The 22011-nt window shown below is 61.6% G+C and carries 23 protein-coding genes; 14 read left to right on the forward strand and 9 right to left on the reverse strand.

Annotated elements, in window-relative coordinates; all coding sequences use genetic code 11:
• Window positions 1-14: 14 nt before the first annotated feature.
• Entirely contained in the window at window positions 15-371 is a 357-nt protein-coding gene (locus AC0X69_RS14930; RefSeq protein WP_482608572.1) for a phasin, read from the reverse strand.
• A gap of 314 nt (window positions 372-685) precedes the next feature.
• Between AC0X69_RS14930 and AC0X69_RS14935 the strand changes: the two genes are divergently transcribed.
• Window positions 686-2947 carry a sensor histidine kinase gene (locus AC0X69_RS14935; protein ID WP_482608573.1) on the forward strand — a complete coding sequence of 754 codons (2262 nt, stop codon included), beginning with the start codon at window positions 686-688 and terminating at the stop codon, window positions 2945-2947.
• Between the two features lie 151 nt (window positions 2948-3098).
• Here AC0X69_RS14935 and AC0X69_RS14940 read toward each other — a convergent pair whose 3' ends face one another.
• Entirely contained in the window at window positions 3099-3245 is a 147-nt protein-coding gene (locus AC0X69_RS14940) for a hypothetical protein (protein WP_482608574.1), read from the reverse strand.
• A gap of 179 nt (window positions 3246-3424) precedes the next feature.
• Between AC0X69_RS14940 and AC0X69_RS14945 the strand changes: the two genes are divergently transcribed.
• Genes AC0X69_RS14945 through AC0X69_RS14955 form a run of 3 tightly spaced genes read left to right on the forward strand, consistent with a single transcriptional unit; the run spans window position 3425 to window position 5978 of the window.
• Complete coding sequence (locus AC0X69_RS14945) at window positions 3425-4240, forward strand: LamB/YcsF family protein (protein WP_482608575.1); 816 nt, start codon at window positions 3425-3427, stop codon at window positions 4238-4240.
• A 5-nt stretch (window positions 4241-4245) separates the two neighbouring features.
• Window positions 4246-4983, forward strand: coding sequence for a 5-oxoprolinase subunit B family protein (locus tag AC0X69_RS14950; protein ID WP_482608576.1), 738 nt, complete (start codon window positions 4246-4248; stop codon window positions 4981-4983).
• Window positions 4980-5978, forward strand: a complete 999-nt coding sequence (locus tag AC0X69_RS14955; protein WP_482608577.1) for a 5-oxoprolinase subunit C family protein — start codon at window positions 4980-4982, stop codon at window positions 5976-5978. The genes AC0X69_RS14950 and AC0X69_RS14955 overlap by 4 nt, the downstream gene beginning before the upstream one ends.
• On the opposite strand, the gene AC0X69_RS14960 is transcribed toward AC0X69_RS14955, so the two are convergent.
• The 3 genes from AC0X69_RS14960 to gloB all read right to left on the reverse strand — a co-directional run bounded on the left by AC0X69_RS14960 (window position 5979) and on the right by gloB (window position 8129).
• Complete coding sequence (locus AC0X69_RS14960; RefSeq protein ID WP_482608578.1) at window positions 5979-6791, reverse strand: DUF5765 domain-containing protein; 813 nt, start codon at window positions 6789-6791, stop codon at window positions 5979-5981.
• A gap of 109 nt (window positions 6792-6900) precedes the next feature.
• Window positions 6901-7356: a cupin domain-containing protein gene (locus AC0X69_RS14965; protein ID WP_482608579.1), complete on the reverse strand. Its 456-nt coding sequence runs from the start codon at window positions 7354-7356 to the stop codon at window positions 6901-6903.
• Window positions 7353-8129: a hydroxyacylglutathione hydrolase gene (gloB, locus tag AC0X69_RS14970; RefSeq protein WP_482608580.1), complete on the reverse strand. Its 777-nt coding sequence runs from the start codon at window positions 8127-8129 to the stop codon at window positions 7353-7355. The genes AC0X69_RS14965 and gloB overlap by 4 nt, the downstream gene beginning before the upstream one ends.
• 109 nt (window positions 8130-8238) lie before the next feature.
• Here gloB and AC0X69_RS14975 point away from each other — a divergent pair, with 109 nt between their 5' ends.
• Entirely contained in the window at window positions 8239-8994 is a 756-nt protein-coding gene (locus AC0X69_RS14975) for a class I SAM-dependent methyltransferase (protein ID WP_482608581.1), read from the forward strand.
• Between the two features lie 61 nt (window positions 8995-9055).
• On the opposite strand, the gene AC0X69_RS14980 is transcribed toward AC0X69_RS14975, so the two are convergent.
• The gene (locus tag AC0X69_RS14980) at window positions 9056-9739 is read right to left on the reverse strand and encodes an alpha/beta hydrolase (RefSeq protein ID WP_482608582.1); all 684 of its coding nucleotides are present in this window, start codon (window positions 9737-9739) and stop codon (window positions 9056-9058) included.
• 572 nt (window positions 9740-10311) lie between these two features.
• On the opposite strand from AC0X69_RS14980, the gene AC0X69_RS14985 reads away from it, so the two are divergent.
• Complete coding sequence (locus AC0X69_RS14985; RefSeq protein ID WP_482608583.1) at window positions 10312-10512, forward strand: DUF2905 domain-containing protein; 201 nt, start codon at window positions 10312-10314, stop codon at window positions 10510-10512.
• Window positions 10513-10568: 56 nt separating this feature from the next.
• The gene (locus AC0X69_RS14990) at window positions 10569-11357 is read left to right on the forward strand and encodes a bestrophin-like domain (RefSeq protein WP_482608584.1); all 789 of its coding nucleotides are present in this window, start codon (window positions 10569-10571) and stop codon (window positions 11355-11357) included.
• A 9-nt stretch (window positions 11358-11366) separates the two neighbouring features.
• Here the strand turns inward: AC0X69_RS14990 and AC0X69_RS14995 are convergent, their stop codons facing one another.
• Window positions 11367-12983 carry a hypothetical protein gene (locus tag AC0X69_RS14995; RefSeq protein ID WP_482608585.1) on the reverse strand — a complete coding sequence of 539 codons (1617 nt, stop codon included), beginning with the start codon at window positions 12981-12983 and terminating at the stop codon, window positions 11367-11369.
• Between AC0X69_RS14995 and AC0X69_RS15000 the strand changes: the two genes are divergently transcribed.
• From AC0X69_RS15000 to AC0X69_RS15030, 7 genes are all read left to right on the forward strand, one after another.
• On the forward strand, window positions 12973-14175 hold the full coding sequence (locus tag AC0X69_RS15000; RefSeq protein ID WP_482608586.1) for a tyrosine-type recombinase/integrase: 1203 nt from the start codon (window positions 12973-12975) through the stop codon (window positions 14173-14175). The two genes, AC0X69_RS14995 and AC0X69_RS15000, sit on opposite strands and share 11 nt — an antisense overlap.
• 77 nt (window positions 14176-14252) lie before the next feature.
• Window positions 14253-14873 carry a hypothetical protein gene (locus tag AC0X69_RS15005; RefSeq protein ID WP_482608587.1) on the forward strand — a complete coding sequence of 207 codons (621 nt, stop codon included), beginning with the start codon at window positions 14253-14255 and terminating at the stop codon, window positions 14871-14873.
• A 184-nt stretch (window positions 14874-15057) separates the two neighbouring features.
• Entirely contained in the window at window positions 15058-15273 is a 216-nt protein-coding gene (locus AC0X69_RS15010) for a hypothetical protein (protein WP_482608588.1), read from the forward strand.
• Window positions 15274-15379: 106 nt separating this feature from the next.
• On the forward strand, window positions 15380-17764 hold the full coding sequence (locus tag AC0X69_RS15015) for a phage/plasmid primase, P4 family (protein WP_482608589.1): 2385 nt from the start codon (window positions 15380-15382) through the stop codon (window positions 17762-17764).
• A gap of 473 nt (window positions 17765-18237) precedes the next feature.
• On the forward strand, window positions 18238-19515 hold the full coding sequence (locus AC0X69_RS15020) for an AAA family ATPase (RefSeq protein ID WP_482608590.1): 1278 nt from the start codon (window positions 18238-18240) through the stop codon (window positions 19513-19515).
• Window positions 19505-20158, forward strand: coding sequence for an RloB family protein (locus AC0X69_RS15025; protein WP_482608591.1), 654 nt, complete (start codon window positions 19505-19507; stop codon window positions 20156-20158). Before AC0X69_RS15020 ends, AC0X69_RS15025 begins: the two co-directional genes overlap by 11 nt.
• A gap of 160 nt (window positions 20159-20318) precedes the next feature.
• Entirely contained in the window at window positions 20319-20897 is a 579-nt protein-coding gene (locus AC0X69_RS15030) for a recombinase family protein (RefSeq protein WP_482608592.1), read from the forward strand.
• Between the two features lie 133 nt (window positions 20898-21030).
• Here the strand turns inward: AC0X69_RS15030 and AC0X69_RS15035 are convergent, their stop codons facing one another.
• Together AC0X69_RS15035 and AC0X69_RS15040 are read right to left on the reverse strand one after the other, a co-directional pair.
• Entirely contained in the window at window positions 21031-21300 is a 270-nt protein-coding gene (locus AC0X69_RS15035; protein WP_482608593.1) for a hypothetical protein, read from the reverse strand.
• A gap of 120 nt (window positions 21301-21420) precedes the next feature.
• Complete coding sequence (locus tag AC0X69_RS15040; protein ID WP_482608594.1) at window positions 21421-21942, reverse strand: hypothetical protein; 522 nt, start codon at window positions 21940-21942, stop codon at window positions 21421-21423.
• Between the last annotated feature and the right edge of the window lie 69 nt (window positions 21943-22011).

Consider the following 22011-nt stretch of genomic DNA (forward strand, 5'->3'; position numbering starts at 1 on the left):
TGAGCTTCTCCCCGTTAGGACTTGGTCGTCGCGCGCTGGAAGGACGCGCCAAGCTCCTTGGTCTGCTCCTGAATCGTCTGGAGTTGGGCCTGCACGAACTCCGATTGAAGCTTGAAGACTTCCTGCGGGTCCTTGGCGTGGACGAGCTTCTGGGCCAGATCGAAGGCGGCGTTGACGTTCGCCTCGGCGAAAGACAGGGCCTTGGCGCTCACGTCCTTGGCGCTCGGCAGGCCGAACGGCATGTCCGCCTGCGTATCGAGCGCCTTCTGCGCCGCTCCGGCGAAACCTTCGAAGGCCTTGCGCGCCTGCTCGACGCTCTTCTCCGCGAAATCGCGGACCTCGGTGGGAATTTGATAGATGGATTCGACCATGACGCACCTCCGTGCCGTGAAAATTCAGGAAACGCCGCGCTAAGCCATATCTTACCCGAGTCACGCCAAGCTCAACGGCGATGCGGCGAGTCGAACCATCCTGCCGGATTTTATGCTGCGATGCAACAATTTTGTGCGCCGCAGCAGCTCGCAATCTCCAGATGAGAATTACGCAGAAATACTATGAAAGACGCACGACGATCGTAGACCTTGCAATCAGCCGCGATTAAATTCGGTTATCCGTTCGCGTCGAGCCGGCGAGACGCCTGAGAAGCGCGCGGCGAGCGAGACCGTCGGTTGAGGCGGTAAGGCAAATGGGCGGTTCGGAGCAGGACCTGGAAGAGCGCGCGCGCGCAGCCGCTTGCGTCGCGGCTGACCCCGTTTTTGCCGCACTCGACGCTTCGGGCGCGCCGGTCGTGGCGGCGAACGGCGATCCGTTGCACATCACGTTTCTGAACGATTCGGCGCGGGCGGTCTTCGGCGAAGACGCTGAACTTTTGACCGAGCGCCTGTTTCGCAGCGACGACCCCGGGGCGCAGCGGCTGGCCGGACTCGTCGCCGAATTGCGTCACGGTCGGAATCTTCGCCTCGAGCGACTGCGCTTCCATGTTTCCGGCGAGGCGCAGACCGTCACTTTTCTCTGCCGCAGCCTCGATCCCGATTGCGGTTCCTGTTTCGTCATCGCCGCGCTCGGCGTTCGCGCGGATGCGCCTGCTGGAGTTCGCCGCGCTCCCAACGTCTCGAGCGAAGCGGAGGTCAGTGAAGAGACTGCGGCGCTCCGCCGCAGTCTTGCGGCGCGGCACGGCGCGCGTCCGCCGCGCTTTTTGTGGAAGACCGACTCGGAGGGGCGCTTTATCCACCTGACGCACGCGCTCGCCGGCGTCGTCGGCGAAGCCGCCGCCGACATTCTCGGCCGGTCGGTTCCAGACGCGTCGCATGCGCTTTCGCTCGAGCCCGCATTTGCGCGCGCCTGCGCTTCCCGCCGGGCCTGGAGCGGCGTCGAGGTCGCGTGGCCGCTAGAGGACAATATCGGCAGCGTGCCGACGACGCTCGGCGCGCTGCCGATGACCGACGCGGCCCGGCGGTTTCTCGGCTATCAGGGCTATGGGGTGCTGCATATCGAACGCGCTCGCGCGGTTCAGCCGCAGGAGGCGATCGATTCTCGTGGGGATCCCCATGAAGCTTCCGCCGAGCGGCCAGCCGACAATGTCGTGATGCTGCGCGCGCCCGCGTCCGCGCGCGTCAATTCGGACGCGAGGGAGGCGCTCAGTTCGAGCGAGCGTCTGGCTTTTGACGAAATCGCGCGGGCGCTCCGGGAAGGGAGTCTTGGGCAGGGGACGGGGACCGTCTTTGCCGAATCGACTGAGTCGGCGGAGGAGCGTCCTACGACGCTGCTGCACGGCCGGGAATTTCTCGCGGCGGGTCCGGAGCAAAGCGCTCTCGCGCTCGCGCGCAGCCTGGAAGAAAGGCTTGCGCGGGCAAAATCAGAGAATGCGATGCTCGGCGCGGTCTTCGACCTCTCGCCCACGCCGCTCGCGATCGCCGCCGCCGATGGGACGATCGTAAGGGCGAATGCCCCGTTCGCGGCGCGATTCGGAGAGAAGTCCGTTGAGAACCGCACTCTCGCGTCTCTTCTCGCCCCCTCCGACGCACACTTATTGGTTCAGCGTTTTCTTGAGGCCGAACCGAGCGCGAGCGCACGACTGTCTGTCGCGCCGGCCGCGCCGGGCGGCGGCTCTCCGGTAGAGATGACGCTGCGGCGGCTTTCACTCGATGGAAAATCAGTGATCGTGGTTTTTGCCGATGCGCCTCAGGGCGAAGTTCCGGACGACCGGGCGCTCGAAGCGGCCCGGCTTGCCGCCGAAAGCGCCAATGCGGCGAAATCCGATTTTCTGACGCGCGTGTCACATGAGATTCGCACCCCGCTGAACGCGATCATTGGCTTTGCGGAAGTGATGATGGAGGAGCGTCTCGGGCCGATCGGCTCGCCGCGCTATAAGGAGTATCTGAAAGACATTCACGCTTCCGGCGAGCATGTCCTGTCGCTCGTCAACGATCTTCTGGATCTTTCCAAGATCGAAGCCGGCAAGATGGAGCTTTCCTTCTCGCGAGTGGACGCCAATGCGGTTATCGCCGAATGCGCGTCGATCATGCAGGCGCAGGCCAACCGCGGGCGCGTCGTGATGCGACTCGCGCTCGCGCAGGATCTGCCGCCGCTGCGCGCCGATGCGCGTTCGCTCAGGCAGATTCTTCTCAATCTTCTTTCAAATGCTGTGAAGTTCAACGAGCCTGGCGGGCAGGTCATCGTGTCGAGCGCGCTGACCGAAGCCGGGTCGGTCGTCCTTCGCGTCAAGGACACCGGGATCGGCATGTCGGAAGCGGATGTCGCAACCGCCTTGGAGCCGTTCCGACAGGTCGACACCTCGCGCAAGGCAAGCGGAACGGGACTTGGACTGCCGCTGACAAAGGCCTTGATCGAAGCGAACCACGCCTCATTCAGCATCAAGAGCCGTCACAATGAGGGGACGCTGGTCGAAATCGCATTTCCGCCGCAGCAAGAACTCGCAGCGGAGTAAAACAACTGAACGGAGAGGAGATTCGCCGCCTGGGGGCGAGCCAGAGCTGGACTGGACCAGCTCAGTCCGTTGGCGCAATAACGCCGACGCTCACGTCAGGCTGCTGCCCGCCAACGGACCGTTGGGGCGTAAACGCCCCGTTTTCTTGAACTTACTTGCCCATCCGCATCGCGACGATCGCGCCGCCGACGACGATTGCGAGCATGAGTCCCGGGATCAGATACTGCATATTTTCCTCCCACGTTTGCGCCAGCCAGTGGCTCTTTTTTCCGGCTTCGCCGCGATACAGCTTCACCAAAGGGGACAGTCTTTGTCAAGCGCCGCCACGCCCTATTTGTGCGGGATCGTGTCGATCCTCGTCGCTCCGGAGCGGCCTCTCACGGCCCGGCAAGCTGGGCCTCGACGACATTCCGGTCGTGAAGATCCTGCGCGCAGAACCGGTGGGGCGCGCATTGCCGTCTCGGCGGCGTTCGGCCAATGTCGCAGGCCGCAAACAGAGACGAACTCGCAAGCGCCATGAACGCCGACTCTCGCGCCATCGATCTTAACGCCGATCTCGGAGAGGGTTTCGGGCGCTGGCGCATGGGCGACGACGACGCCATGCTCGACATCGTCACGAGCGCGAATGTCGCGTGCGGGTTCCACGCCGGCGACCCCGACATCATGGCGACCACGTTTGCGCGCGCCAGAGAAAGCGGAGTGGCCGTCGGCGCCCACGTCGCCTTTCCGGATCTTGCGGGCTTCGGCCGGCGCACCTTGCCGATGAGCGCCCGGGAAATCGAGCGCGCGGTCGCTTATCAGATCGGCGCGGCGCAAGCGCTCGCCGTCTTGAGCGGACATCGAATCACGCATGTGAAGGCCCATGGCGCGCTCGCCAATATCGCCGAGCGCGACGGCGAGGCGGCGACCGCGATCGCGCGCGCCGTGCGCGGCGTTGATCCGTCGCTCGCGCTGCTCGCCATCGCTCTGTCGGAGCAAACGCGCGCCGGCGCGCGCGCGGGGCTGCGCGTCGTAAATGAAGTCTTCGCCGACCGGGCCTATATGGACGATGGAAGTCTGCAGCCGAGATCGCAAGAAGGCGCCGTTATCGAGGATGTGGACAGAGCCTGTTCGCGGGTGCGCGACATGCTCGCGCATGGCGGGTTGAGGACGGCCAGCGGCAAACTCCTGCCTACGCAGATCGACTCGATCTGCGTTCACGGCGATACGCCGCTCGCGGTTGAAATGGCCCGAAATCTTCGCGCGACCCTCGAACGCGACGGCTGGGAGCTCAGCGCCTTCGCGGGAGTCTGACCGCAATGAACCATAAGACGCCGCGCTTTCTCGACTGCGGCGAGGCGGCGCTGTCAGTCGAGTTCGGCGACGTCGTCGACCCCGAGGTGAATGCGCGCGTGCTGGCGCTGGACGCGCGTCTTTGCGCCGCGCCGCCGCAAGGCCTGCGCGAAACGACGCCGACCTATCGCGCGCTCCTTCTGCGCTACGAGCCGCTCGAGATTTCACGCGACTCGCTGATCGACCTGATCATGGGACTGATCGAGCGCGTCGACGCGGAGGCGCAGGCGCTACAGCCCGCCCTGCGCTGGACCGTTCCCTGTTGCTACGATCCTGAATTCGCCGAGGATATCGGCGAGGCCGCCGCGCAGCTCGGGCGCTCCGCGCAGTCGCTGGCAAAGTCGCACGCGGGCGCAGAGTACCGCGCCTATATGTACGGTTTCGCGCCGGGCTGGTGCTATCTCGGCGGACTGCCGCAGGGGCTGGCGATTCCCCGGCGCGTCAGCCCGCGCGGACCGACGCCGCCCGGCGCGGCGCTGATCGGCGGCGCGCTCTCGCTCATCGCCTCCAATCCGATGCCGACCGGCTGGTATGTCGTCGGGCGCACGCCTGAGCGCATGTTCTCGCTGCGGCGCGACCCGCCTTTTCTCATCGCGCCGGGCGACGCGGTGCGCTTCGAGCCGATCAACGCCGAGACCTTTCGGATGCTCGACGCCCGCGCCCTGGCGGGCGAAACGGTGGCGCGCCGGCAGATGCTGTCATGATCGGGCGGCTGCTTATCGACGCCGCCGGGCCTGGCGTCACCATTCAGGACGAGGGCCGCTTCGGACAGTCGCGCTATGGCGTCACGCCGGCGGGGCCCATGGACCTTGGCGCCTATCTGGCCGCGACGCGCGCCGCTGGCGCCGACAGCGCGATCGAAGTCTCGCTCGGCGGCGCGACCCTGCGGGCGGAAGGCGCGACGTTGTGCGTCGCCGTCGCTGGCGGCGATTTCGACATTCGGCTCGATGGCCGGCGGCTGCCCTCCGCCTGCCTGCTCGCCCTTCCTCCAGGCGCGCGGCTGGCGCTGCGCGCCGGCCGTTCCGGGGCCTGGTGCTATGTCGCCGTGGGGGGAACGCTCGGCCTTGCGCCCACCCTCGGCTCGCGCGCGACCCACGCCCGATCCGGACTCGGGCCCAAGCCCCTGGCGTCTGGCGACGCCTTGCTGTTCGCGGAGACCGGACCGCCGCCCCCCGACCCGCTGGCCTTGTCGGCGCCCTGGCTGGCGTCGAGCGGCGCGCCGATCCGCCTGCTTCTTGGACCTCAGGACGATTATTTCGCCCCCGATCAGGTCGAGGCCTTTCTGGCCGCGCGCTGGCGGATTGGCGCGCGTAGCGACCGCATGGCCTATCGGCTCGAGGGCCCGGCGATCCGCCACTTGCGCGGACACGACATCGTCTCCGACGGCGTCGCCATGGGCGCCATCCAGATCACCGGCGACGGCGCGCCGCTCGCCCTGATGGCCGACCGTCAGCCGACGGGCGGCTATCCCAAGATCGCGACGGTGATCGGCGCGGATCTCGGCCGGCTCGCGCAACTGCGGCCGGGCGAAGCTCTGTCGTTCTGCGCCGTGAGTTGGGACGAGGCGGTCGCCGCCCGCCGCGACTATCTCGCCGCGATCGAGTCCGGCGCGCAGCGAGCGCCTCTGTCCGCGGGACTGACCACCGAATCGCTGCTCGGGGAGAATCTCGTCGGCGGCGTCGTCAACGCGAAGGACTGACTATTCCGCCGGCTCTTTGACTTCGGCGATCAGCGCCGGCGGCTCCGCCGGCAGCGCGGGCGCGGCTATGGCCGCTTTCGCGGCCGCTCTCCGCCGCTTCCACCACTTGTAAAGCATCATCCACCACGGATCGCCGACATGCAGGTGATACCGCAGCGGCGTCTTGATGATGGCGAGCACGAGTCCGATCGAGAACAGGCACCAGACCGCCGGCCATTCATTGATGTTGCTGGTGGTCAGGCCGGCCAGAAACGGACCGGCAAGCCAGGAGAACAGGATGAAGCGCCAGCTGCCGTAAAGCGACGGGATGTAAAAGGCCATCAGCGGATATTCGATGTAGCCGCGCCCGAGATAGGCGTTGTCGACCATGGAGTTGCCGATGCCGTTCGTCGGCAGCAGCCAGGCGATGTGCCATTCGCCGCGCACCGTGCAGAGCACGTCGCCGCACAACGGCCGTCCGGCGGCGCAGTGACCCGCCCAGGCGAAGGGATAAAGCTGCAGCAGCATGGCGATGGCCGCGACGAAGCAGCCGAAATAGGCCCAGGGCGCGATGATGCGGGCGCTGTCCTTGGGCATGAAATAGAGCGCGACGGCGTTAATGAAGAACGGCTGGAACGTTATGTGTAGATAACCGAACATGGTCATCAATTGGTTTAGTGGCGAGTCGCATTGGTTCAGGACCGTATAGGCGACGGCCTGAAGCGACTCCATGCTGGCGAAATAGAGAAGGCAGACCCACAGAGCGAGCGGTTCGGGATCCTTCTTGAGCGCCGAATAGGCCGCGCCGGCGATCCCCGTCGCCGCCAACACCATTGACGCCTCTCCACTCCAGCACATTCGAGCATTTCCTCGTTATTGTCTGCGACCCGATACACTATCCGACGGGTGGGTCAAAGCCCCGAAAAGGCCGAAGCCATTGCGTTCAGGCCGAAAAGTCGGGCGAAAAATCCGCCGGCGCCAGTTCGAAACCGGCGAATTCGAACCCGGGCGCGACAGTGCAGCCGACGAGGGTCCATTCGTCGGGTCCACGGCCCATACTCTTCACCGACTGCCATACGCCTGCAGGAACCACGGCTTGCGGCCGCTCGCCCGCCGCGAGGTTGGCGCCGAGGCGCAGGATTTCGGTCGGCGCGCCCTGCGCCCCGACCTTAAGCTCCAGGGCGGCGCCCGCATAGAAGTGCCAGACTTCGGCGGCGTCGACCCGATGCCAGTGAGATATTTCGCCGCCGGGGAGCAGATAGTAGATCGTCGTCGAGGCGGCGCGGCCGCTGTTGACGGGCAGGGGGTCGCGAAAGGTCTGTCGGTAGAAGCCGCCCTCCGGGTGCGGGGAGAGGTTCAAAAGCCGCACAACCTCATCGGTCAGAAGCGCGTTTGTCATGCGGCGAAAGAGTTCTTGCGCTCGCGCATCGCGGCGAAGACGGCGAAGGGATTGGCGTCCGGCATGCCCATCGCGGCCTTCAGTTTCGGATCCTCGACTCGCAGGAAGGGGTTGGTGGCGTTTTCGAGCGCGATTGTCGTCGGCAGCGTGAACTTCCCGTCCTTGCGCAACTCGGCGACCGTTTGCGCCCGCTCGCGCAGCACTGAATTGTCGGGATCGACGGTGAGCGCGAATTTCGCGTTGGCCTGCGTATATTCGTGGCCGCAATAGACCATGGTCTCGCCGGGCAGGTTGGCGAGCTTTTCGAGCGTGAGGCGCATCATGTCCATGGTGCCCTCGAAAACGCGGCCGCAGCCGAGCGAGAAGAGCGTGTCGCCGACGAACAGGATCTCATCCTCGACGAAGCGATAGGCGATGTGTCCAAGCGTGTGGCCGGGCGTTTCGATCACGCGCGCCCGCGCCTCCCCGACTTCGACCACGTCGCCCTCTACGACCGCCTGATCGAGCGGCGGGAGCCGATGCGCGTCCTTGGCGGCGCCGATGACTTTCACGTGCGGAAAGCGCGCCTTGAGCGTCTGCGTCCCTTGAACATGATCGGCGTGGTGATGGGTCAGCAGCAGATGCGTCAGCCGCCACCCGCGTCGGTCGGCCTCATTGGCGATCGCTTCGCCGTCGGGCGCATCGATGCTGGCGGTCGCGCCTAGCTCGGGCTCATGCGCGAGCAGGCCGAAATTGTCATTCAGGCAGATGAACTGCGCGACTTCCAGCGCCATGGGGCATCCTCTTCTCGGCCGGTCGTTTATCATAAACGCGCGCCGCCGAAAAACGCGACAGCGACGCAGGAAGGCTCGGCGCGCCTTGCGCGCGTGACCGATTGCGTCGATGATCGACGCTATGCTCGACGTCGTCGATTTGCGCGCCTTTTACGATACGGCGCTTGGCGAGGTGGCGCGGCGCTTGGTGTCGCGGCTGGTGCGCGCCCGCTGGCAGGATCATGCGGGGCTGCGCGTGCTCGGCCTCGGTTACGCCACGCCGTACCTCGACGGTTTTCGCGAGAAGGCGCAGCGCGTTCTCGCCTTCATGCCGGCCACGCAGGGCGTCGTTCATTGGCCGCTCGACGGGCGTTCCGCCACGGCTCTCGTGGAGCCGTCCATGACGCCGCTGCCCGACGCCAGCATGGATCGCATCCTGATCGTGCATGCGCTCGAGACCGACGAGCACCCGCATGATCTGCTCGAAGAGGTCTGGCGCATTCTCGCGCCCGGCGGACGGGTGCTGATCGTCGCGCCGAGCCGCACCGGACTTTGGGCGCGCGTCGACACGACGCCCTTCGGACAGGGCCATCCCTACTCGCGCGGCCAGCTGCAGCAATTGCTGCAGGAGGCGCAGTTCCTGCCGCTCTACTGGGATGAGGCGCTGTATGTGCCGCCGTTCCAGCGCGCTTCGCTGCTGCGCTCGGCGCCCGCATTTGAGCGCATCGCCGGCCGGTTCTCACTGCCGGGCGGCGGCGTTCATATCGTCGAGGCGACGAAGCAGCTCTATCGGCCGGTGACGCGCCGCGCGGTGCGCCGCGCGCCCATCGAACTCGAGCCGGCGATGGAGCCAGCCGGCGCGGAGGCGGGGCTGGAAGGCGCGTAAACGCGGGTTCTTTTTGCGTGATGAGGGAACAGGTCGTCAGCCCGCGGCGGCAAAGGGCTCGTCAGCGCCGGCGGAATTCGACGGCGACGCCGAAGGATTGCGCGAGGAACAGCGCGCCGTGGATCAGTCCTGTTTCGTCGATGCCATGGCCGAGACGCGCCGAGAGATGCCATTGCGTCGGCACGCCTGCATCCGCCAACGCATTGGCGGACATCAGCAGCGCCTCGACGGGGATGATTTCGTCTTCTTCGCCATGCGCGAGGAGGACCGCGGGGGGCTTCTCATGGGCTGCCGGCTCTTCGCCGGGCTGCGCCGGCCCGAGCACATAAATTCCCGAATAGCCGAGGATCGCGCGCGGCGCGCGTTTGCGGCGCAGTCCGGTGTGCAGCGCCATCATCGTGCCCTGGCTGAAGCCGACGAGCGCCAGCGCGCTGTCGTCCATTCCGCGCTTGTCGAGTTCGGCGTCGAGAAAGGCGTCGAGCGTCGGACGCGCCGCGACGCAGCCGCGCCAGCGCTCTTCCGGATCGCGCATCGTGAGCGGAAACCACTGTCGTCCGGTCGGCGACGCCGAGCATCGCTCCGGCGCATGCGGCGCGACGAATTCGGCGTCGGGAAGGAAGGCGCGCCATTGACGGCCGATCTCGATGAGATCGGCGCCGTCGGCGCCATATCCGTGCAGAAAAACGACAAGCTGCTTCGGCTTGCCGGAACGCGCCTGCACCCTCGGACCGTCAATCGCCGCCATGAACTTGCGCCCCTCCGTCGCATCGATGCGTCGGAAGGTTTATGCGCGAAGGGCGGCGCCGGCGCAACGGCGCGTGAAATTACATCGCTTTGACGACAAACGAGGCAATCTTGAACGCATAGATGCAAGCGCCAGCCAGCGTGCTGTGCTTGACCATGGTCATGGCGAGATAAATGTGATCAGGCCTCATCAAACCCTCTTAGTCGCACGCAACCGCTGCGCGCCGGCGATCGCATCAGGAGCGACATTCAAACGAGACGAGTGTTTTGCGAAACGTCGCGCGGCCTGCGTCTCCAACAGGCTTCCGCAAGAGGCGCGCCATGCGCCGTCGGTTCGAATGCGTCGGTTCGCCGCAGGCGAAAACCGAATTCAAGTTCGAACCCTCGTCGGCAGGTAAACTTCGACGCGGCGCCCGGTCAAGCAAAACGCCCGCGATTCCTGGCTTCGCGACAATATGTCACCTGAAACGGCGGCGCCGGACGCGACGCCGATCCGCTGGCGATTTCACTCAGATGCACGAGATAGCAGTGCTGGACGCGACGCGATCATGACGCGAGGGGAGGGGATCCGACATGGCCAAGTTTCTCATCGTCGCTGGGCTCGTTCTGGCAGGCGTCGGCGTTCTTTGGCTGGTCGGCGAGCGGTTTGGCCTTGGACGCTTGCCGGGCGACATCGTCGTCGAGCGCGGCAATTTCAAATTCTATTTTCCGTTCGCCACGTCGCTCGTTCTGAGCGTCGTCATCAGTCTGATCTTGTGGCTCGCCAATCGATAGGGCCTTTGACAATTCGCCGCCGGCGTTTGCTAATGCCGCCGAGGAAGGAGGCGCCGGTGCCGCAACTCTTCAAGCATCTCTCCGTCATGCAAATGGCGCTGCTGTTCTGCCTGGGCTCCCTCGCCGTGACCTGGCTGGCGGTGCTTCTTTTTCACCGCTTCGCCCACCAATGGATTCACGGCCGCCGCAACGCCAATGAGATGGTCGGCCTGACGCTGGCCTCTTTTGCCACGCTATACGGGATTCTGCTCGGCTTGCTCGCGGTTGAGGCCTATCAGGACTTCTCCGCAGTCGGCGACGTCATCTCAAAGGAGGCGCTGACGATCGCCGCCCTGCATCAGGATTTCGACGGGTTTCCGCAGCCGACCCGCGGCGAGCTTCAGGAAAAGCTTCGCAGCTACGCGCACGAGGCGATCGACGCCTTACATCCGCCGCCTAATGTCCCGCCCGACCCCCATGCGCGTTCGCCTGGACTGGCCGCGCTATTCGGTCAGGTCATGAACTTTCAGCCCAAGCTCAAAAGCGAGGAAATCATTCAGGCCGAGACGTTCACCCGTCTGAACGCGCTTGTGGAGCATCGCCGCTATCTGATCGCCGCCGGCGACGGCGGCATTCCAAAGGAGCTCTGGTGGGTGATGTGTCTCGGCGGATTTCTGTTGCTTGGCCTCGTCAGCATTTTCGACATGGAGTTCCACGTCCATCTGATCCTCAGCGGCGCTATGGCACTCTTCATGGGATCCGTCGTGTTCTTGATCGCCGCAATGGACAATCCGTTCAATGGCGGCATGACGGTGGATTCGGGGCCGATCGAATCGGTGCTGCAGTCTTTCCCGACGACGCGCTGAGCGCGCGCGTCAATCGGCGCATTTTCTTTCGAACCGCCATTCGTCAGCGAGCCGGGCGGCGATCGCCTTGGCGATCATGCGATTGCCGACGCTTTCTCCCGTGGCCGGGTCGGCGTAAAAGTGAATATGGTCTGCGTAGATCGTTTCTGGAATTCCGGAAAAGACGTCCAGCAGGCTGTGGATGGCGATCCCATCCTGCTTCAGCTTGAGCAGCGTGTCGGTCATCTTGAGATAGAGGTCCTTGTAGCTCAGATCGCCGACCACGCCCTTTTCCTCTTCGGTCAACGTCTTGCCGTATACCGGCGAGGGCTGAATGAAGAAGACGACCTTTGCGCCCTGCGCCTGGCCCAGGGCGGCGGTGGTTTTGAAATATTTCTTGTACTGATCCAGGTTGTATTCGAAAACCTGGTCAGAGCTCCACTCCTTGGGAACCGAGAAAATCGTCAGATGCGATTTATGCAACGACGCCATGTTTTTCACGAGCGAGTCGTTAAGTTTCGCGCGGGCCGCGTCGACAAAAAAGTATATCGCGTTCGACGACCGCAAGAGCGGCGTGCTTGAATAGAGCGAATAAAAGGAGTTGAGCGCCGCGCCGCCGAGGAGCTGCAAATAGCTGCCGGACGCCATGGGGTTCACGAGAATGAAGTTGTTCGACGGCCATTCAAATCGCTTTGACCAGGACGTCCATTTTTCGAGCAACATGTCTTTTTCATTGAAGCCTTCGAGCGTCACGACACCGTCGAAAACTTCGCCGAAAAGAAGCGTCATGATGGCTTGCTGCGGCTGCTTCCAGCCGCCATCAGCGCCATTGTAGACTTCGAAGATTTTCTGACCGTTCGGAGGAACGTAACACTTATTCAGTTCTTCTTCGAGGAATCTCGGCTTGTCTTTATGCAATTGGCCAAACATGGCGGCTACCGAGCCGCCGCTGATCATGATGCGAAAGGCGTCGGCCTGCTTCTTGTAAGGGAAATCACGTCCAAACAGCCCGATGTTGTTTAACTCGAATTTCGTGTTCTCGCACGGCGGATTGTCGACGTGAACGTTGGTCAGATAGGGGTGCGGGTAGACCGTGTCCATGTAGCGACATCTGACATTCGTATTCGAGCCCATTTGCGCCACAAACGTATTGTGCGCTTCTTCACGTGTTTGTGGATCGGTCAGCCTGCCTTCAGCTCGGTAATAGTACAAAGTAAAACCCGCTTCCACCATAAGCAGGCATAGCGTGATCACAATAAGATTAGCCACGATGCGAACGCTGCGGCGGGGGCTCTTGGCGGCGGTGTCGTTTGCTTCGCCTCTTTCCGTCATCGAAAGTCCTGTTGATTCGTTTCGTTGGCAAACGCCCGAGTCGCAGCCGGCGCGTCGCTGTTCTAGGGGCTGGCGTTGATCGTCTGCGAGGCCATCACGTATTTGGTCTATTGGCGGTCCCGAAGGGATTCGAACCCCTGACCTTCGGTTTAGGAACCCGCTGTCTGGCTTATGCAGGAACACGCGGGAAGACGCACGAGCGGCGCAATCCCCTTGAAAAGCTCGGATACCATCAGTATCTCGGAAGCAGTAGGAAGCACGAAGAAGCTTCCCGAATCTTCCCATGATCTTCCCAGGGGCTACAATGAAGTTCACGGCAGGGTCCGTCGCCGCGCTCGCCCTGAGCGACGGTAGGTCCGAGCGAATCGTTTTCGATGAGTCCCTCGGCGGCTTCGGTCTACGCCTGCGAGCTGGCGGCTCGAAGACTTGGGTCTTTCAATACAAACTTGGCGATAAACAGCGCCGCCTATCGTTTGGCTCATTCCCGGCGATGGGCCTCGAAACGGCGCGCAGGACGGCCGCCGAACTGAGCGCACGCGTGCGCTTGGGCGGCGACCCAGCTGCCGACAAAGCCGAGAGTCGCTCGCAATCGGCCACGATTTTCAAAGCCGTGGTCCAGAGATATCTCGACTACCAGAAGGCCGAGATGCGCCCGCGGTCGTATCGAGAGATCGTGCGGCATTTGAACGTCAACGCGAAACCATTGCACGGCGAGCCCCTCGCCAAAATCAATCGGACCCACATCGCCAATCTGATCGCTGGACTACCGGCGAACAAGTTTCACGTGCATGCGACGCTCAACGCTTTCTTCACGTGGGCGATGCGCGAAGGTCTCATCGACGTCAATCCGGTTGCGCAGACCCATAGGCCGCCCAAACCGGAATCACGAGAGCGCGCGCTTGCCCAAGACGAGATTCGCGACGTCTGGCGGGCGTTGGAAGATGACGATTTTGGCGACATCGTTCGGCTGTTGGTCCTGTCCGGCATGCGCCGCGATGAGATCGGCGCTTTGCAATGGCAGGAAGTCGATCTTGACGCGGCGCTGATCTCTCTGCCGGGCGACAGGACCAAGAACAAAAAGCCCTTCGACCTGCCGTTGAGCAGCGCGGCGCTGTCCGTCCTACGTGGCCGCGAGCGTGACGATGATCGTGATTTCGTGTTCGGGCGAGGTAGAGGCGGATTCTCCGGTTGGTCCGCCTGTAAGGCCCGTCTCGACGTTCGCATCGCCGAACTGCGCGAGGCCGAGGGCAGACCGCCCATGGCTGCATGGACCCTTCACGATCTTCGTCGAACGTTCTCGACGATGGCGCACGACAAACTGAAAATTCAACCGCACGTCGTCGAAGCGTGCCTGAATCATTTCAGTGGCCATCGGGCCTCTGTCGCCGGCGTTTACAACCGCGCGGCCTATCGCGAGGAAAAGCGGAAGGCGCTGGCGAAGTGGGGCGATTTCATCGCGGACGTCATCGAAGGCCGCGAGAGCAACGTCGTTCACTTACGGGCCTGACGGAAAGAGAACGGACCGATGCGGCGCTGGAACGCCGCATCGGCCCTGACCACAACGCGAGATGAGGAATCGCGTATATGGACAAGGAATCCTATCGCCTTTCGGACCTGATCGGAATCCGCCAACTCATGGCGGAGCTGATGGACCCTGACCAGGAAGCCGAGGCGTTGTGCGACGAAGACGGGATATGCTGGGAAATCCTCGAAGAAGTGCAGAAGCAACTTCGACTCGGACATCTGCATCCTGTCGAAGTTCTCTTCGATCACCGTTTGCCGCAACCCGAGCAACGCGCGTTGAATCCGCAAGCGCTCGCCGCCGGATCGTCCGTCGATTTCCTCGCACGTCTTCTGCTCTTCGAGCGCGGCAAGTCTCGCCTCTTCTTCACGCTCGCGAGCGTGCGGGAGACCTATGGAGATTGGCCAGCGTCGGTTGCTCGCTGGTTGCTGTCAAACGGCCATTCGACCACCGTGGAGCCCGCCGCGCGCCGGCGCCCGCCAACGCGACCTGCCAGAAAGCGCGAAGACGAGATCGTCAATCATCTCGCGACGCTCGGGCCGATGAGCGAGAACCAACAGCTTGCGGCGATCATCCAACAATTCGGCATGACGTTGCCGCGCGAGCGATTGCGTGAACTGCGTAGCGCGGGCCGTGTTCCGGTCGGCAAGCGCGGCCGGCGCTGTCGGACTGTCGCTCAGTAATTCCGCCGGAATCGTTTTAATTCCGCCGCCCGAACAGGCGGAAAGCTCAAAAAAACCAGCGGCATCTTTGAAATTTAATTCCGCCGAAAAGTGCGCGGCGGATTTGGACGGCGGATTTTTTGACGCTTACCTCTATCGGCAGACCTCGGCGCGGAGCCGAGTTTTTCTGCAAGAGGAAGCTGCTTTGAAAGCGTCACCCGCATCCGAGCGCGATAAGCTCGAACTAAGCGCCGTCGAGCGTCGCCGCGTCATCTCTCTCAAAGAAGCCGCCCGTTTGCTCAACGTTCATCCTGACACGCTACGGCGTGAATCCCAACGAACCGGCAAGCCCCGCATCGTCCGCATTTCGGCGCGCCGCGTCGGCTGCATTCTCGGCGAAGTCCTTGAAGAGACCGTCTAGCCGCGAGAGAGCGGCGGCCCGCTGAGCGGGAGCATCTAACCGAAAATGTAGCCGCCGCCTCGGCAAAGGCGGCGGCGTCAAGGTTCGCTCGTTTGGATAGTTCGAGATGATGCAGAACAAGAATACCCCAAGAACGGCCTGCAAATCAATTGCGTCGCCGACGATTTCGACCTCCGAGTCAGTTGGCGACAGAACGAAGCTACTGAGCTTGCCCGAGGCGCTGCGTCCGCTCGAATCGTTCGCCAATTGGGTGGTGTGGAAATATGAGACGGACGCCAACGGCAAGCGACGAAAGCCGCCATATAATGCGCGCACAGGCGAGCGTGCTGGCGTCAGCGATAAAGGGACGTGGGCGACTTACGAGCAAGCCTGCGACGCCTTTCGGATGGGCGGATATGACGGCATCGGCTTCGTCCTGACAGGCACGCGCTTCTGCGCCTTCGATATGGATGGCTGTCTTAGTCACAACTCTGACGGCAATGTCGCCATCGTTCCGAACGCCCGAAAACTGCTTGAGGCGTGCAATTCGTATGTCGAGATTTCTCCGTCTGGAAAGGGACTGCGCGTCATCGGCTACGGACATGGGAGTTACGTCCATACGAAGCGATCGCAAGGCGATTACAGTTTAGAAAGCTATCGAAAAGCGGCGCGATACATTACGGTCACCGGCACTGAGCTAGAAGGATTCGTCGGTGCGCCTCTCGTAAACATCGATCCGATCATCGATCGATTGAACGTCGGAGCGCCTGAAAGGCCCAAGCAAGCTGACGGCGCAGAGACGTTCGCCGACTCGTATGATTATCCGCGACGTGCGTTCGCTGCGAGTGACAGTCTCGAAGAAGTCGCCGGCTCCAAAACAATGAAAAGGATTCAAGAGGACGCTCCTGTCGGAGAACGGTCCAACGTGTTTCAGTCCGTCGTCAATGCGCTTTATCGACAAGGTTTCGCGCCTGATGATGTCTTGGCGCTCCTTGAAAAATATCCCGAAGGTATTGCGAATAGATATACAAGCGAAGGGCGGCTTGAAGGCGAAGTTAATCGTAGTTGGATCAAAGCTGCGGAGTTTGAAATGGCGCGCGTCGATGCGTTGAAGAAATGGTTAGAGCCTATCAACGCAAGTCCGTCCGACGACAAGAAAACCGAGTCGTCACAAGCCAAGTCCATTCTCGCGCCGATGAATTCTGAAGAGGCGTTAGCTCTCGCCTTCGCCGCGCAACATAGAAAATATTTGCGGTTCGTCGCCAAATGGGCGCGATGGTTGATTTTCAAAGAGGGATGCTGGCGAGAGGATAGAACATTGCGCGTTCGTGAGGCTGTGCGGGTTACATGCCGCGAAGCTGCGGTCGATCACAACAAGGAAAATGAAGCGAGAAAAATCGCCAGCGCTCAAACCGTATACGCGGTAGAAGCCCTAGCGAAAGCCGACCGTCGGTTAGCGGCTGCAGTCGATCAATGGGACGCCGATCCTTGGTTGTTAAACACGCCGAACGGCGTCGTCGACCTGCGCACTGGAGAGATGCGGCCTGCGCGTCCTGAAGATTACATGACCAAGATGACGAGCGTCGCGGCGAGCGATGACAGCTGTCCGCTGTGGATGGAGTTTTTGAATACGATCTTCAACGGCGACGAGGAGCTTATCTCCTATCAGCAACGCATTCTCGGCTATGCGCTGACAGGGGTTACGCGCGATCATGCGTTATTTTTCGCGCATGGACATGGCGGCAACGGCAAGTCGGTATTGCTCTCGACCGTCGCCGGCATTCTCGCCGACTATCATCAGACGGCGCCGATTGAAACATTCGTCGCGTCGAATTCGGACCGTCATCCTACTGAACTGGCGGCTCTGCGCGGCGCTCGACTGGTTACCGCGATCGAGACTGAAGAGGGGCGACGTTGGGCTGAAAGCAGGATCAAGCAATTGACTGGCGGCGACCCGATCGCGGCGCGATTCATGCGACAAGATTTTTTCACGTTCGTTCCGCAATTCAAATTGATGATCGCCGGCAACTACAAGCCGTCGCTGCGAGCTGTGAATGAAGCGATCAAGCGGCGCTTTCACATGATTCCTTTCGACGTCACGATTCCGCAAGAACGGCGCGATCCAGAGCTGACCGAAAAGCTTAAAGCCGAATGGGGCGGCATTTTGAAGTGGATGATCGAAGGTTGCCTGGAATGGCAGCGCATCGGACTTGCGCAGCCGACCGCCGCGCGAGAAGCGACAGAAGCATATTTCGCAGAAGAGGACGCCGTCGCCGCTTGGCTCTATGAGTGCTGCGAATTTGTTCCGGGCAACTGGGAGCCGCTGTCGAAGCTTTATGAGTCATGGAAAGGTTTTGCCGCGTCCGCCGAGCAGCCGATCCCGAGTGAAACGGACCGCTCTTTCAGCAAGCGACTTGAGCAGCTCGGATTTGAGAAAAAGAAGCGCAAGGACGGGCAAGCGTTCTGCGGGCTGCGTCTGAAACCGGAGATAGGAATGGGTGTCTCGAATTGAGGTTCGGGCGCTTTGGTCACCGGGGGTGGTGTTTCTGTCTGGCATATATCGTCGGCGCTTCGTCCGAGATTGGCTTACTGCTTGGCTCATGGTGAAGTTGGTGACGCTCCGTCCGTTAACGCGCTTACGCGCGCGCGTGTAAGGGGGCTAACAGATTCATCGTCACCATCGTCACCATGAGCGGAGCTTTGGATGCGGAGGACGCCGAGGACGGGTGGCACGGTCAGGCGGCATGGGACGCGAGGAACCCCCGGTGACCGAAGTTCCCCGACGCGGACGAACGCGCTCCTGATTTAATCCCTGCGACGGGCGCGTACTTGCGGGGTCAAGGATCGATCGCACCATGCAATCATGGGTTCGTGGTGGACGCTGTCAAGCTACCGGATTCGCTCAAAAGTGGCATCCATTCATAAAATTAGTGGATTTTTTGCAGATTATGTCCAAATATACCGCTTATAAAGGGCCATAAACGCATGCTCGTTGAGTTTCGTATCAAGAATTTCCGCTCCTTCAAGGAAAAGGCGGTATTTTCCCTTGTGGCGTCGGCCGCTCATAAGGAACACCAGGACTCGCACGTTCTTCCCATCCCGAAAGGTGTACCTTTCAAGGTACCCGGTATCCTGCGTACAGCTGCGATCTACGGTGCGAACGCCAGTGGCAAAAGCAATCTCATGCGTGCGTTCCAGCTTCTGCGGGGCATTGTCGTGGACTCAGCTCAGCTTCAACCGACGCAAACTCTCAATCTGCAACCGTTCGCCCTAGACGAAGAGACCAAAGGTCAACCTATCGAAATGGAAGTGACCTTCTTGCGGGATGGCCTCCGCTATCAGTACGGATTCACAGCGCACCCGGAACGAATTTTGAGCGAGTGGCTGCTAGTTTACCGGTCGAGCAAGCCTCAGACATGGTTTTCCCGCGAATTCAGCTCCGAGGAACAAACGGACCACTACAACTTCGGCCCATCCTTCCAAGGGCAGCGCGATCTCTGGAAGAAAGCGACACGGTCGAACGCGTTGTTTCTTTCTACGGCGACCCAGCTCAACAGCGAACAGCTGCGTCCGGTCTATGAATGGATTTCAAACATCGTGGTTTTTGAGCGGGGTGGTGCGCCAAGTCCCCTCTTTACGATCAATCACATTCTGAAAACGCCCGAGAACCGAGTGCAGACCCTGCTACACGCGGCGGATATCGGTATCTCCAAGATCGATATCCACAAGCGCACCGCGCAAGCCAGAAGTTTTCAACTTGATACTTTGACAGGAGAAATGGAGGTGTTGCCGCCGGAACCAGGCGAAATCAACGTGCCTCTCTTCCTTCACAAAGCCCCGAAAGGATCGGCCGTCTTCGGGCTTGATGACGAATCCGACGGGACCCAGCGTCTCTTTAGTCTCGCCGGCCCCCTGTTTGAGATCATGCAGGCTGGCCGCACGCTGTGCGTCGACGAGCTCGACCGCAGCTTGCACCCGTTGTTGGTCCGTCAGCTCGTTGAAATGTTCTATAATCCGACCATCAACACTGGGGGTGCCCAGCTCGTCTTCACGACGCATGATACCACGCTGTTGAGCGCGGACATCCTCCGGCGTGACCAGGTGTGGTTTGCAGAAAAAGATCAAGGGCAAGCCTCCCGTCTCTTTCCCCTCACTGATTTCTCGGTGCGGAAGGGTGAAGCGTTTGAGAAGGGCTACCTGTCGGGCCGCTACGGGGCGATCCCGATCCTCAACCCTCAAGAAATCGTGTTCCGTGGGAAATAAGTCGCGCGGCGCGCGGAGCTACAAGCGCGGAAAACCCAAGCGGCCTCCTTACGAGCGGGTTCTGATCGTCTGCGAGGGCAGCAAGACGGAGCCCAACTACTTTAACGAGATTCGCCAGCGTTTCCGGCTTCCATCCGCCCACGTCCATGTCACGCATGGCAGGGGGACAGAATGCCTCCAGGTGGTGGAATCGGCCATGGAAGTGTTCAAGGAAAGCCGGGAGTTCGAGCGAGTCTATGCCGTGTTTGATCGCGACGACCATCCGAATTACGCGAATGCTATCGCGAAGGCCGAAGCCCACAAAAATAAATTCAAGAACAGCGATGGGGGCAAAGTTGTCTTTGAAGCCGTCCCGTCCGTACCGTGCTTTGAGGTGTGGCTGCTGATGCATTTTCAAGAGGTCACCGCGTGGGAACACCGGGACACGATCATCCGTAATTTGCGCGCGCACATCTCGGGTTATGGCAAGGGCCAGGCCGATACCTATGCGCGTACGGCGGCGCTTCTTGAGAATGCCAAAGCCCGGGCCCAATCCAGCCGACGTCAGAACGACCGCCTCCCGGGGAATGCGATCTATACGGAAGTAGACGGCGTCGTTGATGTGCTGCACAGCCTAATTCCGGGCTCTGCGGGGCGGAAATGACGCGCGCCCCTGAGCCGTCTTTTTCTTCTCTCTCAACCCAGCCGTGCGGAAACGATCGTTTGCGCGCATGCCCGAGGCGCACTGCGCAGAATAGAGCGCTTGAAGTGTTGCGCGCATGTGCGTAAGTAATGCCTAGTAGCGCACATTTGAGGGGCGCGCCATGTCGCGAACATTCGCCTATTGCCGCGTCTCGACGCGGGAGCAATCGACTCAAAACCAGGCCGAAGAGATCAGGACGGCCGGGTTCGACATTCCGCCGCATCGGATCGTTGAAGAGGCGATCAGCGGCGGGGTCACCGCGAATGAGCGGCCGGGGTTCGCACGCTTGCTTGAGCGCTTGGAGCCGGGCGACATGCTCGTTTGTACAAAACTCGACCGGCTCGGCAGGAATGCGCTGGACGTGCGGCAGACTGTTGAAAGCCTTGCTGCGCGTGGCGTCAAAGTTGTCTGCCTCGCGCTTGGCGCGACTGACCTAACGTCGAGCGCCGGCAAGATGCTGATGGGCGTCATTGCCGCCATGGCTGAATTCGAGCGCGACTTGCTTGTTGAACGGACGCAGGCCGGGCTTGCGCGCGCCAAGGCGGAAGGTCGACTGCCAGGACGGCCGGCGCGCTTGACGGAAGATCAGCGAAAGACCGTGCGCGAGAAGCTCTCCAAAGGCGCGACAGTACTTGGCCTCGCGCGTGAGCTTGGCGTCGATCGTCGCGTGATTCAAAGGGCAAGAGCGTCTGCATCCTGACTGACGGCGGCGCGCCCGACCCGAGTGCCTACCCATGGCATATTCGTAAGGCACCAAGAAAGTAGCTGGAAAGCAAGTTATCCAAGAGGCAGAGAGCCGGTCCGGAAGGAAGGCAAGCCGCGTTCGATGATGGCTAATACTCTTCGTCCACATGGGCAATGAGTTCCTTGAATCTCTGGCGCGTCATAGCGACCAAACGCGCGCCGAGTCTTCCTGCGTCGGTTTTCACGCGCCGCTCGAAATCGGCGGGCGTTTCGTCGGCTCGCCGCGTGAGAGTGAAGCGCGTGGGTCCCGCCTCAACATCCGCCGTATCCTCATCATAAGTAACGCTCACGGTGTTCGTCAGCTGGGATCTTCGCTTCACCTCGATTGCAACCAGGCGTTTCTTAAAACTGGCTGTCATCGGCTCTGTCCTTCAGAGCTGTGCAAGATCGAGCCGGAGCGCTCAAAAAACGTCGATGGCCTCTGCGTCTGCGTCAGAGTCGCATTGCAAGCGCGAACGGAGGCGGCCAAGTCGATGGACTTAGCCGCCTTCGAAAGAGTGTTGGCCATCGGTCATTGACTCCAAGACGCGCAGCCTGTTCTCCAGATCGACAGTTTCAATTGCCCTTCGCCGAATCTCCAGGACGTTCGCCACCATCTGCGCCTCGTCCGGCGTCAAGTCGCCATTCGCCATGGCGCCGACGACAGCTTCAAGCGCCGCCGAGACATCCTCGGCATTGCGTGCATCCGGTAGAGCGAAACGGATCGGACGGCTTTTACGGATCGGGGCGATACGATCCAGGATGATCTTGCAGGCAGCCATGTCGCCACCGCGTGCCGCAGCGATCACTGCGCGCACAACTTCTGTCGCGTCGTCGCCCATGAGCTTTTCACAGAGAACGGTCACTTTGTGGCGCGAGCCTTTTGGCCTGCCACGATTGCCAGGTCTAAAGCCGACCGTATTGCCTAGCTGAAAGCGGCCTTTTTCATCCGTGCTTTTACGCGGCGCGGATTCTTCCTCGCCAGCGGATGGCATAGCGCTGAATATAGGTTCGGTCCTCATCAAGCGATACGTTATAACATAACACTACACGTAAAGCGCGGAAACAAGAAATCGCTTTGGGTACGCGAC

The sequence above is a fragment of the Methylocystis sp. Uni0008 genome (assembly GCF_056838045.1).